Here is a 14,226-nt window from a genome sequence, read left to right as displayed (position 1 = left end):
GAGATTCTCGCCCAGTTGCAAATCGTTGTATTTTCACAGCCACAGATTCCGCGGACGAGCCAATGATTTTGGCGACCGGCTCCTGCCCCGCTTTCCTTCCCATTCACGTCCCCATCAGGGTGATGCAAGTCTCAGCCGGCGGAAGACGAAATTTGCCCGGTCTCCGTCTCAGCCAGTTGCCGGGGCCGAGCCAGAAGCTTGAACATATTTCGGCATGAAAGCTTCCCACATTCTTGACACTCGAATGTGACGAACCACTTTCTGACGTTTTCCGGCGGTGGCCTCATGTAACGGAGCCGCCGCAGATGACATGCGGGGCAACGCGAGTGAAATCGGGAACTCGCATAGAGAATCTGGTAAACAATCACACCCAGCATCGGCAATTGCCTGAAGTTTCCGTTGGCGAAGTCAAGGGCGACCATTTTCAAAGAGAAGGGAAACCCCGCAAGGCAAACGAGCCCAACTGCCGAAGTCAGAAGTATGGTGGGTAGAAGACTCAGAAAGGCGATGGTTTTCAGCCGCGCGGGCCCAGGCTTCATCGTCGATAAGAGAATGATCGTGATCAGAGCGGGAAGACCGATGAGCTCAAAGGCCACCATCGCAACGATGAGTTCGATTCGGTCGTGTTTGCGGATCATTGCCAGTGGGGCCATGGCCAGGCCCACGATCGAAGTGAGGATCATCAACTGGCTGATGGTGAAGCGAAGGGGGACCGAAAACTTCGAGCGTCTGGCCGTGGGATTCGCGATCGCGATCGACGACGGATCCACAGCCGTTGCCGAGTCGGATCGAGGAGTCATGCGCGTTTCTTCAGACCTCATTTTGGGTCGATCCGCTCAGCGTTTCGGTTCCTCGGGTTCCGACTCAGCCTCGCCGGCGTGATCCTCGCCGCCCACGTTCTCGAGCCAGGCGGTGAGCGCCTCGGGGGCAATTTCTTCGCTGGGGTGCTCGCGGTGGTAAGTCGCTCGCGAGAGAGGAGAGAGCGACCGGCGCAAGCCGGACATCCAGCGGTAGAAGGAGACGAGGAACATCAGGCCGACAGCCACGGCCATCCAGATGGCGGGGGAAGGTGCTCCCCCTTGGCCGCCGCCGGCGGCAACGGGCTCGGACCAGCCGATTCGGCCGACGAGGACCGGCGAGACGTAGAAGCCGAGATCCTTGCCCGACTGGTACTTCATCAACTTGAAAAAGTAGCCGTTGAAGACGATGCGTTCCGAGAGGTTGTCGCCGACCGGGAATCCCTTGGGAGGATCCTCGAAGACGCAGACGTAGAAATTGCGCTGGCTGTCGGGCGTGACCATCCAGGCTTCGTAAAGTCGCCCGGTACGGCTGAGCTTGCTCTCGTAGGTCATCACCCGAAGCACGGTGCCGACAATCTGAATCGGGACGCCGCGATAATGATCGGGGTGCTCCCAGATCTGGATCGAGAGCACATCGCGTCGACTGATCTTGGCGAGCTCGGCGGGACTGAGGGTTTCCACCTGGGTCAAAAGCTTCTTGTACGCCGCCATATCGCGAAGCTGGATCTCGGTCTTATCCCGAACCGTATCGAACTCGGGCGACCTGTCCGGGACAATCGGCGCCAGCGGCACCCTGGCCACCGGGTTGGCCTCGACAGGGTTTTTCTTGAAATAAATATATTTCCACAACAGGACCATGCCCCCGATCAAGATGACCAAGAGCAGGAGCAGCCGTGGCAGTTCCGAGCCTCGAAAGAGTGCGTTGGGTTTGCTCACGGCAAAATCCTGTGCGTCGAAAGAAAAAACGACGATCCACGACAGAGCGAGAATCGCGATGAAACTTCGGAGCGGCTGGCCGGCCGGGAAGCGGCTACGGGGCCGCCAGCTCCTCGGGCGAGAGTTCGGCGAAGCTGAGCTTCGGCTCCTTCTTGGCCTCGTTGAACGCCCTTGAGAACACGTCGATGACCTGCATCAGCGCCGCGTATTTCAGGTCGGGGTCAACCTTGATCATGGTCTGATCGAAGGGGAGCGTCGGGTCTCGAAATATCTCATCAAGCTGCTGCTTGAGCTCGTCCATCCCCCCTTGGATGTCGTTCTCACCCAGGATGATCCGGCCGAGCTCTCCCCCTTCACCGGCGCGGAGCGTCGTCGGGAGGGTCCGCAGGGCGGCCGGCACGTCGGGGTTGGCCTGCGTCGTCTCAGGACTCTGGGCGTTGATATCGGTGGCCGGGGCGGCTGGCATGATGTTCATGACGAACTGGCCCTCCGCCGGCATGGGCTGATACGTCAGGATGAAGAAGGTCAGAAGCTGGAACGCCATGTCGAGCATCGGCGTGACCGGGATTTCCAGGCTCTGTTCCGACTTCTTGCGGCGGCCTTGATTTCGACTCAAGGGAATCCCCTCGGAAACGAACCTTGTGCCAGTCAGGAAAGGCGGCCAAGCGGCATCAACCGGCGTTCATCGCCTTGAGAGCGAATTTCCGAAACCCGTTGGCCTGGCATGCCGTGATCAGACGGTAGAGCGACGAGAAATCCGTATCACGGTCGGCTCTGAGAATGATCGTGGTCGGCAGATCCTTCGTCGCATTGAGCTTGATGCCAGCCGATTTCAGGTTCAACTTCACCAGGTCGGCCTGGTGCTTGATTTCCTCAAGCGCCTTCTGCTGCGTGAGGACCACGCCGGTCATGATCAGACGCCCTTGCTGGTCGACATTCAAGACAAGGCGGTCCTCGTTGACCGCTTGAGCACTGTCGTCAAGCGGCCGGGCCGAGCCTGCAACGGGTAAGCGAACGCGTTGATCGTAGTTTTGATCGCCGAAGTTGATCACGAGCATGAAGAACGTGATCAACTGGAACACGACGTCGAGCAACGGCGTCAGGTTCGGTTCGGCGGACATCTCGGAACTCATTGGCCACGCCCTCCGTCTTCGATGGGTGTCAGCCTGACTTGGCCTGCTTGGCCGCATGAACCAGCGACGCGATCGTCCGGTCGGCGACCCGGGTCGCTTCCATCGTGATCACGGCGATCCGGTTGCGGAACAACGAGAAGAAGAAGATCGCCGGCACGGCCAGGGCGACACCTTCCAAGGTAATGAACAAGGCGGTGGAAATCCCTTCCGCCACTTTCTCCGGCTTGGGCTGAGAGCCGGCCGCGGTGGCGATTTCCTGGAAGCTCATGATCATGCCCCAGATCGTGCCGACCAACCCGATCATTGGTCCGAGCTGGCCGATGATCGCCAGGTAGCTGATCTTCGCCTCCATGCCGATCACAATCTCGTCGCTCACCTGGTTCATCGCCTCCTTGGCCTCCGGTCGACCGTTGGGCAGGTTGGCCACTCCGGTTCTGACCAGGCGGGCGAGGAACGAGTCATTATCCTTGCAGGCGTCGTAGAGTTCCTGGAATTTCTTGTCGCGAATGGCCACTTCCATCTTCTCGACCAGGGCGGGAGGGACCGCCTCGGTCAAGCGCAACTCCATGAACAGGCGAATCACCACCGCCGTGAAATAGACCGAGAGGCACAGCAGGAAGACCCCGATCGGTCCCGAAGCTTCAAGCGCCCACCGGAGCAACGACTTGGTCTTCGGCGCCGCGGACTCATTCGAACTCGCCGGTGCCGCGGCCGGTGCGGCTGCCGGAGCTTCGTCCTTCACCGCGGGAGCTTCTTCCTTGGCCGCTTCCTTCGGAGCCTCCTGAGCCGCCGCGGGCGGGGCCGGGGCGAGCGAGAGGAGGAACAAGGAGCCCAGAACAAACAGAGCCCAGGTCCAGGCCCGTCGTTGATACACGCTGGTTGACCGGAGCAACGTCGGCATCGCCAGTCTCTCCCTCTTCGTAGATATCCAGCCGAGATGGTGGGGGGCGATCCCCTTTTGATCGAAAAGATCGCTCTCCGGTCACAACTCCCTCGAAGGTTCTCACCCGAGGGAACGGGGCGCTCACGACCTCAGAAAGGAGGGGGCGAGATCGTGACTACACCGGCTTCGTTCGGGGAAACTCGCTTCCAGATGCATCCACTATCCGATGGAGGCGTGACCCTGTCAACTCTCCCGGACGCCATTTCCAACCCGCATCCGGAACACATCCACACGCGCGGAACGCAACCTGATCAAACGCTTCGAGGAGACGTCCGTCCTGGCCGTTTGAGACTTCGTGGGGGCCAGGATATTTCCACTCTATCTCGAAATGTCTTTCCGTGAACAGTCAGGCGAGAATCGCGTTCCAAGTCGAGGGTCGGACACCGACCGCTCGAGCCATCCAACGGCTTACGGGTTGCTCTGGTGAGGAGAAGTGGAAAAAATAAGGGAGAGTCACGATTCAGATCGGGACGGACGGACTGGGCGTTCCTTCCGGTCGCATCCGGTGTCTGGAACGCGGGTGGGGTGATCGCCGATGCACAACCTCGGTTCTTTGGTGTGTCTGTTCTTGGCCCTCGCGGATTCTCCGCCGAGCGGTCCCGCGGCCAGTTCACCACTCGAAGTCGTCACCGCGATGGAATCGGTCCTGGCCGACGCGATCGCCAAAGCGGAGCCTTCGATCGTCGCGATTGCGCGAGAAAAAGGCGATGTCGAAGCGACCACGGCTGTGAAGGGTCGTACCGGTAATGCCGCTGACGCTGACCTGCCGGAGGCACCCGATCAGGCCATGATCTTGAGGGGCCGGATCGATGTGATGCCCAATGATGTCTTCGGCCCGGACCAGATCTCGTTCGATTTCGGCTCCGGCGTCGTCATCGGCGATCGTGGGGAGATCTTGACCGCCTTTCACGTGGTTCGAGGCGCCAAGAGAATTTACGTTCGCGCCATGGGCAAGCAGAGCTTCGACGCCGAGGTCATCGCGGCCGACCCCCGGAGTGATCTTGCGGTCATCGTGCCCAAGGTAGGGACCGGGATCACGCCTCCTCGGCTCACCGCGTTACCGCTCGGCGACGCGACCAAGCTCCGCAAGGGGTCGTTCCTGCTCGCTCTGGGCAACCCGTTCAACGCGGCCGGACAGGACGGCCGGCCCTCCGCGACCTGGGGGATCTTGTCGAACGTCGCGCGACGGCTCGAAGTCACCCAGGAGGAGCCCCTGTCGCTGAAGAATTACCCGACCTTGCTTCAGCTCGATGCCAAGCTCAACCTGGGTATGAGCGGCGGGGCCGTCATCAACCTCAAAGGTGAGTTGGTCGGACTCACCTCCAATAGCGCCAACGCCGCGGGCTTCGATGCCCAGGCGGGCTACGCGATCCCGATGGACGCGATGGGCAGACGAGCCGTGGAAACGCTCAAACTCGGCAAAGAGGTCGAGTACGGATTTCTCGGCGTCGCCCTGGATACCGATAACTTCTCGAACCGCGTGAAATCCGCGCAGGCGGGCACCCCTGCCGCCGAGGGCGATGTTCACGCCCTGGACGCAATCCTCTCCGTGGGCGACATTCCGATCCACGACGTGGACAGCCTCTACCTGGCGATCAACTACTTCACACCGGGCTCGAGCGTCATTCTCAAGCTACTGCGATCGAATGAGACGATCGAGCGCACCGTCCAACTCGCGAAGGCTCCCGTCAACGGCGAAGTCATCGCCACCAATCGCCCCTCCCCGTGGCGAGGGATTCATGTCGACTATATGAGCACGATGCCCCAGACCAATTTCGGCCCCGAGACTCTCGATATCATGGCCCGCGGCGGGGTGACGGTGAAGGAAGTTGATCTCAACTCGCCCGGCGAGAAGGCGGGACTCAAAAAAGGGCAAGTGATCCGGTCCGTCGGCGGCCGAAATATTCGCAATCCTCGCGAATTCATGAAGGCCGTCGCCAACCTCTCCGGACCCGTTAAACTGGAAACCGACCAGCGGCCGATCATCGTGAACTAAATCAAGCAACGACAGGAGTCGAGAAGCCGGTTTCCCAGGCCTCCGAAAATCCGCTCGAGGTGCATCGAGATGCCGGTTCCCGTGGGCTCACGTTTCATCGATCTCCTTCTGTCTGCTATGATTTCTCCTCGTTACGGACCGAATTGTCTTCGTCGCCGTCGTCGACGGCCGCCGAGCGTATTTTTGACGATCCAATAGTACCAGCCCCTGGCCACAGACGACATGACCACAGACGAACTCCGCGACGCCTATCTCGATTTCTTCGTTTCCAAAGGATGCGTTCGCCGGCCCAGCGACGTGCTCGTTCCCAACGACTCGACCGTCCTGTTCACGCCGGCCGGAATGAATCAGTTCAAGCGGGAGTTCATGGGCCTGGGCGACCCCACCTTCACCCGCGCCACCACCTGCCAGAAGTGCCTTCGAACCGGAGATATCGATAACGTCGGTAAGACCGCGTTCCACGAAACCTTCTTCGAGATGATGGGCAACTTCAGCTTCGGCGACTACTTCAAGCGCGAAGCGATCCACTGGGCCTGGGAATTCCTGATCAAGATCCTCAAGCTCGACCCCGAGCGGCTGACGATCACGGTCTATCTGGACGACGACGAGGCCTACGACATCTGGCGCAAGGAGGTCAAGGTTCCGGCCAACCGGATCTCCCGCCTGGGTGAGGACGATAACTTCTGGCCGGCCGGAGCGCCGACGCACGGACCGAACGGCGTCTGCGGCCCCTGCTCGGAAATCTTCTATCACGGCAACGGGCCGAAAGAAGTCGAGATCTGGAACCTGGTCTTCACCCAGTTCAACCGACTTGGCCCCGGTGAGCTCGAACCCCTCCCCAAGAAGAACATCGACACCGGTATGGGTCTGGAGCGCGCGGCAGCCTGCCTGCAAGGGGTACCCACCGTCTTCGCCACCGACATCTTCAAGCCGATCGTCGCCGCCGTCGCCCAGCAACTTGGAGTCGACTACGTCGCCGACGGGCCGAACGGGACGCGAATCCGCCGCATGGCCGATCACGCCCGCGCCTTGACCTTCTGCATCCACGAAAACGTCAAGCCCTCCAACGAAAAGCAGGGCTCGGTCCTCCGCCGCCTTCTCAGAAGGGCCGTGATCGACGCCTACCAGATGGGCCAGCGCGACCCCTTCCTGCACGAACTGCCGACCGTCGTGGCCGAGGTCATGGGACGCCCCTACCCCGAGCTCAAGGAAAGCGTTCCCCGGATCCGGAACGTGATCCGCGAGGAAGAGGAGCAGTTCCTCCGCACCCTCGACAACGGCCTCAAACGGCTCGACGACCTGTTCCGGAAGACCAAGGCCGCAGGGTCGGACACGATCGGGGGCAAGGAGGTTTTCGACCTCCACCAGACGTATGGGATCTGGGTCGACATTACCGACAGCCTGGCGACCGAGCACAACCTCCGAATCGACCGCGCTGGCTTCGATAAGTCGATGGAAGCGCACGGGGAAATCTCGCGCCCGATGAAGGGGGCCGCGGCCGTCTTCGCCACGGGCCCGCTCGATACGCTCAAGTCGTCGTATCACCATGGCAGCGAGTTCCTCGGCTACACCACTACCGAGGCCGAAGGCAAGGTCATCGGGATCCTCGAGCAAGGAAAGTTGGCCGACTCGGCCACCGCCGAGGCGGACGGGGCCCCGCTGGTCGTCCTCGTTCTCGACCGCACGCCCTTCTACGGCGAGAGCGGCGGCCAGGTTGGCGACCTCGGCGAAATCAAGGGGGAGCATTTTCTCTTCCGAGTCACCGACACGAAGAAGGACAACGACTTCACCCTGCACATCGGGCAGGTGATCGAGGGGACGGTCACGCTCGAGGAAACGGTCCAGGCCCGGGTCGATCCCGAGCGCCGGGAGGCGATCCGTCGGGCCCACTCGGCGACCCACGTCCTGCACCACGCCCTGCATATTCATTTGGGCAAACACGCCCAGCAGGCCGGCAGCAAGGTCGAGCCCGACCGCTTGCGGTTCGACTTCGCCAATCCCGAGGCCGTCGGCCGTGAACGGCTCCGCTCCATCGAGGAAACGGTCAACGAACGCATCCTCCGGGCCGAGCCGGTCTCCTGGACGACGATGCCGATCAGCGAGGCCAAGTCGTTGGGCGCCATGGCCCTCTTCGGCGAGAAGTACCCCGAGGTGGTTCGCGTCGTCCAGATGGGAGATTTCTCCCGGGAGCTGTGCGGCGGCACGCACCTCGACAACGTCGGCCAGGCCGGTCTCTTCAAGCTGATCGGCGAAGAGTCGGTCGCGGCCGGCACGCGGCGGATCACGGCCCTCACGGGCAAGGCCGCGCTGGAGTATGTGCGTCAGGAAGAAGACCTGCTTGCCGAGGTCGCGTCAACCTTGAAGGTTCCCACCAACCTCGTGGCTGAGCGTGTCTCCGCACTCCTCGAAGAGATCAAGACCCTCAAAAAGCAGGCCTCGCAACGCCGGACGGACACGACTCCTCGAGTCTCGGCCGACGACCTGCTCGCCGCCGCCACGGTGCTCGGCGACGTGAAGGTCATCACCCAACTGGTTGACGGTTCTTCTCCGGACGAGCTCCGCCAGCTCATCGACGTCCTCCGGCGCAAGGCAGAGACCGGCCTGGCCGTGCTCCTGCTCACCGTCGCCGACGGCAAGGTCAGCCTGGCCGCCGGCCTGACCCCCGACATGATCGCCCGCGGCTTGCACGCCGGCCTCTGGCTCAAAGATGTGGCCCCCGTTGTCGGCGGCGGCGGAGGCGGCCGACCCGACCTCGCCCAAGCCGGCGGCAAAAACCCCGAGCAAGTCCCCGCGGCGCTCGAGAAAGCTCTTGAGTCCATCAAGGCGAAGCTCGCGAGCTGACGGAACTCGATCGATCATTCCCCCCCCCGGCGTGAAGTTCCACGCCGGGGGGGGGAATCGACGACCTTGAAGTCTCGTCCGCCCCTGAATCGGATGAGAGTTGGGACCTTGTTCTCACCCGTCCCGTCGGCAATTCCCTGTCGCGGAGGGTCTGCTCGTGGCGATCCTGGTCCTGTGTGACTGCGGCAAGCAATTTCAGACCCGCGAAGAATACGCCGGACGCAGGGCGCGGTGCTCGGCCTGTGGCCGAGAATTCAACCTTCCTCACGCGGCTGTCGCTCTCTATTCCCCGCCCAGTTGGGAGCTGAACGCTGAGGATGCGTTCGCCACCTCCGTCCCTCAGCCCGAGCGGAATAGCGAGCACGCGATCACGAGCCTCGTCCTGGGGCTGCTTGGCCTGGCATCGATCTGCGGCGGTCCGCTGATCGTACTCAGCCCCTTCCTCGGTATCTGGGCCATCATTTACGGGTGGAAGGGTTGGAGGGAGATCCAATCGAGCCGAGGCCACATCAGGGGAGCGGGCATGGCGACGACTGGGATCGTCGCCGGCATGTTTGAATGCTCACTCGTTCTTATCCTCATCCTGCTCCTAATCCCTTACACGGGCGTCAGCCGCTCTCCCGAGGCGGTCCATCGTGGAAGATGTGAACGCAATCTGAAGCAAATCGGCCAGGCCCTGTTCCTTTATGAAAACATCCATGGGGGCCTTCCTCATACCTCAATCGTCGACTCCGAAGGCAAGGCGCTGCTGAGCTGGCGTGTCCGCCTGCTTCCCTTTCTGAACCAGGGTCCACTCTACCGCAAATTCAAGCTCGACGAGGCTTGGGATAGTCCGCATAACCGGATGCTGCTGCGAGAGATGCCTTCGCTCTACGCATGTCCCAGCGATGGGCTCGACGACGCGGAGAGAACCAGGTACACCCTCGTCGTGGGGCATGGGGCCTTGTTCGAGGCTAATCGACCGGTCTCGATCGACGAAGTGACCGATGAGCTCCGAACGACTCTGATGATTGTCGAGTCGGCAGCCCCAATCCCCTGGACCAAACCCGAGGACTTGCCCTTCGCCCCCAACCTGCCGCCCCCTCGAATCGGAAGCCATCATCCCGGCATAGCCAACGCCTTGTTCGCCAACGGCGGTACTCGGATTCTCAAAAAGAGCATTTCTCCCGAAATCCTCCGTGCTTTGATCAGCCGTGATGGTGGCGAGGTGATCTCTCTCGAGGACTTTTGAGGCGGCATCGTCGAGTCTCAGCACAGCGAGGGGCTCACTTTGTGACTTCTCAATCGAGGTCCCGGCCATGCCAAGGCTCCAAATCAGCCGCCAACGACTGATGAGCGCCGTGATCGAACTCGTTGTCATTATATCCATGATTGGAATCATTTACGCCTTAACTCGACCATCGGCGACCGGACATGCTCCCCGCGATCGCCGGCTCATCCAACCCGACCCCTCGGTTCCGCGAACGAAATCCGGGCGGGAACCGCACTCACGCTCACTCTTCTTTGGTTCCGAGCGGTCGACCGCTTGCCTCGACCAGTTCGACCAGCCGGGACTCGACGCGGAGGATCTGTTCTCGAATCGTCAGTTCGGCACGTTCGATCCGGACATCGGTCAGGAGCACCGCGGCGAGAATCAGCAAGGCGAGGCCCGTCGCCAACATCGGAAAGCCGGCCGCCTCACGCCCCAGGCTGACTGTCACCAAGGAGAGGGCGACGACCGCGGTCAGGGTAAAACCAAACGCCATTTGCGCGGCCAGGGTCCGCTGAGCAATAAAGTTTCCCCTCCCCCGGGCGAGGACCCAGGTGGCCAATAAAGTCCAACCAAGGCCGAACGACGCGAAGAGGGCCAGGAGGCTCCTGACGGCCATGGGGGTCGTCGCCGGCTCGGTGAGGGCCAACGACCCACAAACGAGGCTGCCGATAAGACCCGAGAGGCCCATGGCCACGAATTGAACGCGTCGGGACCTGGAGAGGTGAGTCTCCAGGTGGGAATGGAGCTCGGTTCCAAAGCGCTGTTGGATGGCCGGGTCGGGAGCGTCGAAACCGAGTAATCGCTCACCCATCGCATCACGAGGCTGACTCATAACGATCTCCTTCTGGGTCGAGAATATCGCGAAGTCGTTGCTTCGCCTTGAAGAGACGAGACTTGACCGTGCCCGGAGGAATACCGAGCACCTCGGCCACCTCGTCGATGCTCAGATCCTGGAGAAAGAAAAGGGTGAGGACTTCACGATCGACCCGGGGAAGCTGGGCGAGACCGTGATAGACCTGTTCGGCGTCATCGAAGGAGTCGATTTCGGATTCCTGGGTCGACTCGAGCCGCTCGACCGCGTCGAGAATTCGATCGCGGGCGTATTCCTCGCGGTGATGGCTCATCACCGTGTTGCGGGTGACGGCATAGAGCCAGACCGGCAGGCGCCTCGGATCGCGCAACGAGCGGATCCCTCGCAGCACTTGAAGCCAAACCTCCTGGAGGATCTGCCAGGCGTCCGCCTCGTTCGCCACGAGCCGGCGAACGTAGAAGAAGAGTCGCCGCTCCCATTGCCGCACCAACTCCGCGAAGGCCGAGGGCTCTCCACGCTGACAGCGGAGGACGAGGAGTTCGAGGTCATGAGTCTGACGCGTCGTAGGCAATGCCATCTCCTCCCCTTTGGCCTTGGTCACAATTCTCTAGTCGTGAGAACCGCCAAACCGGTTCATTGACGAGGAGGGCTATTTACTACGAACCCACAGTCGAGTAACTTAAACCCCTGTTCGCTCGCCACCGTCGGTCCTGCGGCTAAATGCGACAGTCTCAGTTCTTGCAGGGGTGAATTTAACGATTCCCCTTCTGGAACAACGGTCGCACAGGACAGCGTGGGCGAGCCGCTTGACATCCACGATCGATTGGGCGACCCTACGATTCGGCCTTGACGTGCGCAAAAGCGCCGATAAGATAGTCGTTTCGCACCAAGTTAGGGCGCTTTTCGAGCTCGACGTCTGTTAGGTAGCCCACGTTCATGAATTGTTATCAGGCGAAGGCGGGTGAGCTTACAAAGAGCTGGTACGTGATCGACGCGACCGATCTGGTCGTGGGCCGACTCGCCGCGCAAATTGCGCCGATCTTGATGGGCAAACACCGCCCCACGTACACGCCCCACATCGACACCGGCGACTTTGTCATCGTCACTAACGTTGACAAAGTGGTTTTCACCGGCAAGAAGTGGGAACAGAAGTCCTATCAGCGTTACTCGGGACATCCCGGCGGTCAGAAGGACGAGGTCGCGTGGAAGCTGTTCCAGCGCCGGCCTGAGCGAATTCTGCAGCTCGCCGTTCAGCGGATGATGCCCAAGAACAAAATTGGCCGCCACATGCTCGGGAAGCTCAAGCTTTACGCCGGCTCCCAGCACCCGCATCAGGCGCAGGCACCGCTACCCCTGGATGGCATTTTCGGCCGTCCGGCGCCCGCGGGTGGTCTGTTCGTGCCCAAGGCCATTCCTCAGGCTCCTCGCGTCAAGGCCGAGGCTCCGAAGGCTGAAGACACGCCGGCTACGGCCGGGCAAGTTCCCACGACTCCGGACACAGCTCCGGCTTCGGAGTGAACTGAGACGTAATCGCGGCTCCTGAACATTGATTGAATCAACGATCGGCTCGTGGAACCTCTCGACGGACTGAGCGAGCGAGGGGTTCCAGACGCCATGAGAGGACCGAAACAGCGATGGCCACTGCGGCACAACCCTTCATCTGGGGCACCGGCCGACGCAAGACGGCGGTGGCCCGCGTCCGGATCCGTGAAGGGACCGGCAAGTTCCTGGTGAACGACCTCGAGGTCGACGCCTACTTCGTTCTGGAAGTCCAGCGGAACGATGTCCGCGCCCCTCTCGTCCGCACCGAAATGTCGGACCGGATCGACGTTTTCGTCAACGTCAAGGGCAGCGGCAAGCATGGCCAAGCGGGCGCGGTTGTTCTCGGTCTGGCCCGTGCTCTCAAAGAGCACCGGAGCGACCTCGAACCCATCCTCCGCGACCATGGCTTCCTGACCCGCGACGCCCGTATGGTCGAGCGTAAGAAATACGGCCATAAGAAGGCCCGTAAGAGCTTCCAGTTCTCCAAGCGATAATCGCGGAGACTCTGGGATCCTTCCGAGATTCAATGACGGGGCTGCGGATCACTTCGAGATCCGCGGTCCCGTTTTTTTTTCAACGATCCGCGAAAGAGCGAAAGCGCCGATGATTCTTGCGGTTACCGCAACGGGTTGGTTTGCAGTAGCACGGCCGGCCCGGCCGTAATCCCCTCGGGGTCGGCGTGAGTCTGAGGAATGGCCCTGGGCCGTGGGGGATACGGCCGGGCCGGAAATCCCGCGCGATTCTCGCCCAATCGCGGATCGTTGTTTATTTTGGATTTCGAAGCGTCCCAAGAAATCAGGAACCCTTGAGAATCGGCACGGTGCAGTCCCTGGGACCGCGGGCGCCCCAGGGACCGCAAACCGGATCAACTCACGTCTGGCGGATCTGCTCCAGCACCCTCGGCGGCGCGGAGCGAGGGAAGTTCAAGAGCTCCGGTGACGATCGAGTCAGCCCGACCCGACCGCCTGCCGCACTTCGCACGATCGATCAGGCGCGACCACGGAATCGCTGGTTAAACGCTACGGCAAGCACGACTACCGTGCCCAGCACCAATCCTTCGATCTGGGACGGGTCGACCCCCTTCACCACGATCGCGGTCCCCTTGATCACGATCTGAATCAGGAAAAGGCCGAGGACGGTGCCTCGGATCGACCCGAGCCCTCCCGAGAGGCTACACCCGCCCACGACCGCCGCCGTGATCGCGTAGAGCTCGTAGGAGACCCCCAACCGAGGGTCGGCCTGGCCGCTCCGGCCGGTGAAGAGGATTCCGCCCAGGGCCGCAAGCATGCCGGAAAGACCATAGGCTACCGCCTTGAGCCGTCGCGTCGGCAGACCACTCAACCGCGCGGCCGTCTCATTTCCCCCCAGCGCATAGAGGTGCCGGCCCAGAACCGTCTTCCCCATCATGACGCTGGCCGTGATCGCGACCACGGCGAAGATCGCCAGGGTCCACTTCGGTTCTTTCCCCAGGATCCGGTAAGCGTCGAAGGGAATGTTGATTGATTGGTTCTTGCAAAGGAGCATCGCCACGCTCCTCAGCCCGGCCATCGTGGCCAGGGTCGCGATGAACGGAGGAAGCCCGAGCCAATTGATCATAAACGCATGACCCAGGCCTATTCCCAGCCCCATGAGCAATGTCAACGCAATCGCAAGCGCGATCAGCGCATGGGACGGAGGAATCGCCGTGGCCTCGCCGCCGCGAAGCCAGTCGGTCAACAACTTCGCGCTCACGATCGAGGCCAACGCGACCACCGAACCAACCGAGAGGTCAATCCCCCCGGTGATGATCACCAAGGCCGCTCCAATCGAGAGCACTCCGAAGAGGGCCACCTGATGAAACAGCGCCTGCTGGGTGTACGCGGAGAAAAAGCTACGTGAGGGGTTGAAGACGTAAATCAAGGCCAGCACCACAATGATACCGGCCACCAACCCCCACTCCGGTGCGCGAAAGATGGAGGCCCACGACCGGACC

12 protein-coding genes and 1 pseudogene are annotated in these 14,226 nt (G+C 61.5%); 5 read left to right on the top strand and 8 right to left on the bottom strand.

Annotated features, from left to right (window positions below; translation table 11 throughout):
* Window positions 1–131 precede the first annotated feature (131 nt).
* From V5E97_RS13555 to V5E97_RS13535, 5 genes are all read right to left on the bottom strand, one after another.
* A complete protein-coding gene (locus V5E97_RS13555) occupies window positions 132–800 on the bottom strand; it encodes a hypothetical protein (protein WP_406699850.1) in 669 nt (222 codons plus the stop codon).
* 36 nt (window positions 801–836) lie between these two features.
* A complete protein-coding gene (locus V5E97_RS13550) occupies window positions 837–1,736 on the bottom strand; it encodes a hypothetical protein (protein ID WP_406699849.1) in 900 nt (299 codons plus the stop codon).
* A gap of 94 nt (window positions 1,737–1,830) precedes the next feature.
* Complete coding sequence (locus V5E97_RS13545) at window positions 1,831–2,352, bottom strand: ExbD/TolR family protein (protein WP_406699848.1); 522 nt, start codon at window positions 2,350–2,352, stop codon at window positions 1,831–1,833.
* A gap of 55 nt (window positions 2,353–2,407) precedes the next feature.
* Window positions 2,408–2,869, bottom strand: a complete 462-nt coding sequence (locus V5E97_RS13540; RefSeq protein ID WP_406699847.1) for an ExbD/TolR family protein — start codon at window positions 2,867–2,869, stop codon at window positions 2,408–2,410.
* A 28-nt stretch (window positions 2,870–2,897) separates the two neighbouring features.
* Complete coding sequence (locus tag V5E97_RS13535; RefSeq protein WP_406699846.1) at window positions 2,898–3,770, bottom strand: MotA/TolQ/ExbB proton channel family protein; 873 nt, start codon at window positions 3,768–3,770, stop codon at window positions 2,898–2,900.
* A 577-nt stretch (window positions 3,771–4,347) separates the two neighbouring features.
* Here V5E97_RS13535 and V5E97_RS13530 point away from each other — a divergent pair.
* The 3 genes from V5E97_RS13530 to V5E97_RS13520 all read left to right on the top strand — a co-directional run bounded on the left by V5E97_RS13530 (window position 4,348) and on the right by V5E97_RS13520 (window position 9,880).
* On the top strand, window positions 4,348–5,808 hold the full coding sequence (locus tag V5E97_RS13530; RefSeq protein ID WP_406699845.1) for a trypsin-like peptidase domain-containing protein: 1,461 nt from the start codon (window positions 4,348–4,350) through the stop codon (window positions 5,806–5,808).
* A 222-nt stretch (window positions 5,809–6,030) separates the two neighbouring features.
* Window positions 6,031–8,649 carry an alanine--tRNA ligase gene (gene alaS, locus V5E97_RS13525; RefSeq protein ID WP_406699844.1) on the top strand — a complete coding sequence of 873 codons (2,619 nt, stop codon included), beginning with the start codon at window positions 6,031–6,033 and terminating at the stop codon, window positions 8,647–8,649.
* A 157-nt stretch (window positions 8,650–8,806) separates the two neighbouring features.
* Complete coding sequence (locus V5E97_RS13520; RefSeq protein WP_406699843.1) at window positions 8,807–9,880, top strand: DUF1559 family PulG-like putative transporter; 1,074 nt, start codon at window positions 8,807–8,809, stop codon at window positions 9,878–9,880.
* 262 nt (window positions 9,881–10,142) lie between these two features.
* Here the strand turns inward: V5E97_RS13520 and V5E97_RS13515 are convergent, their stop codons facing one another.
* Both V5E97_RS13515 and V5E97_RS13510 read right to left on the bottom strand, forming a co-directional pair.
* Window positions 10,143–10,733, bottom strand: coding sequence for a hypothetical protein (locus V5E97_RS13515; protein ID WP_406699842.1), 591 nt, complete (start codon window positions 10,731–10,733; stop codon window positions 10,143–10,145).
* Complete coding sequence (locus V5E97_RS13510; RefSeq protein WP_406699841.1) at window positions 10,717–11,283, bottom strand: RNA polymerase sigma factor; 567 nt, start codon at window positions 11,281–11,283, stop codon at window positions 10,717–10,719. The genes V5E97_RS13515 and V5E97_RS13510 overlap by 17 nt, the downstream gene beginning before the upstream one ends.
* Window positions 11,284–11,648: 365 nt before the next feature.
* Here V5E97_RS13510 and rplM point away from each other — a divergent pair.
* Both rplM and rpsI read left to right on the top strand, forming a co-directional pair.
* Window positions 11,649–12,071 (top strand): annotated as a pseudogene (gene rplM, locus V5E97_RS13505) (50S ribosomal protein L13); the annotation flags it as partial.
* Window positions 12,072–12,346: 275 nt separating this feature from the next.
* On the top strand, window positions 12,347–12,748 hold the full coding sequence (gene rpsI / locus V5E97_RS13500; RefSeq protein ID WP_406699840.1) for a 30S ribosomal protein S9: 402 nt from the start codon (window positions 12,347–12,349) through the stop codon (window positions 12,746–12,748).
* Between the two features lie 493 nt (window positions 12,749–13,241).
* Here the strand turns inward: rpsI and V5E97_RS13495 are convergent, their stop codons facing one another.
* Window positions 13,242–14,180: an ABC transporter permease gene (locus V5E97_RS13495; RefSeq protein ID WP_406699839.1), complete on the bottom strand. Its 939-nt coding sequence runs from the start codon at window positions 14,178–14,180 to the stop codon at window positions 13,242–13,244.
* Between the last annotated feature and the right edge of the window lie 46 nt (window positions 14,181–14,226).

Origin of the sequence: Singulisphaera photorubra (assembly GCF_045290345.1) — a bacterium.
Taxonomy (GTDB): Bacteria; Planctomycetota; Planctomycetia; order Isosphaerales; family Isosphaeraceae; genus Singulisphaera.
Note: the sequence above shows the minus strand (reverse complement) of the source record. Positions and strands in the feature narration are given on the sequence as shown.

What these genes read in the sequence shown, in the direction of transcription:
- V5E97_RS13555 (WP_406699850.1), bottom strand. Translation starts at nt 800, where the DNA reads ATGACTCCTCGATCCGACTCGGCAACGGCTGTGGATCCGTCGTCGATC.
- V5E97_RS13540 (WP_406699847.1), bottom strand. Translation starts at nt 2,869, where the DNA reads ATGAGTTCCGAGATGTCCGCCGAACCGAACCTGACGCCGTTGCTCGAC.
- V5E97_RS13535 (WP_406699846.1), bottom strand. Translation starts at nt 3,770, where the DNA reads ATGCCGACGTTGCTCCGGTCAACCAGCGTGTATCAACGACGGGCCTGG.
- V5E97_RS13530 (WP_406699845.1), top strand. Translation starts at nt 4,348, where the DNA reads ATGCACAACCTCGGTTCTTTGGTGTGTCTGTTCTTGGCCCTCGCGGAT.
- alaS (WP_406699844.1), top strand. Translation starts at nt 6,031, where the DNA reads ATGACCACAGACGAACTCCGCGACGCCTATCTCGATTTCTTCGTTTCC.
- V5E97_RS13515 (WP_406699842.1), bottom strand. Translation starts at nt 10,733, where the DNA reads ATGAGTCAGCCTCGTGATGCGATGGGTGAGCGATTACTCGGTTTCGAC.
- rpsI (WP_406699840.1), top strand. Translation starts at nt 12,347, where the DNA reads ATGGCCACTGCGGCACAACCCTTCATCTGGGGCACCGGCCGACGCAAG.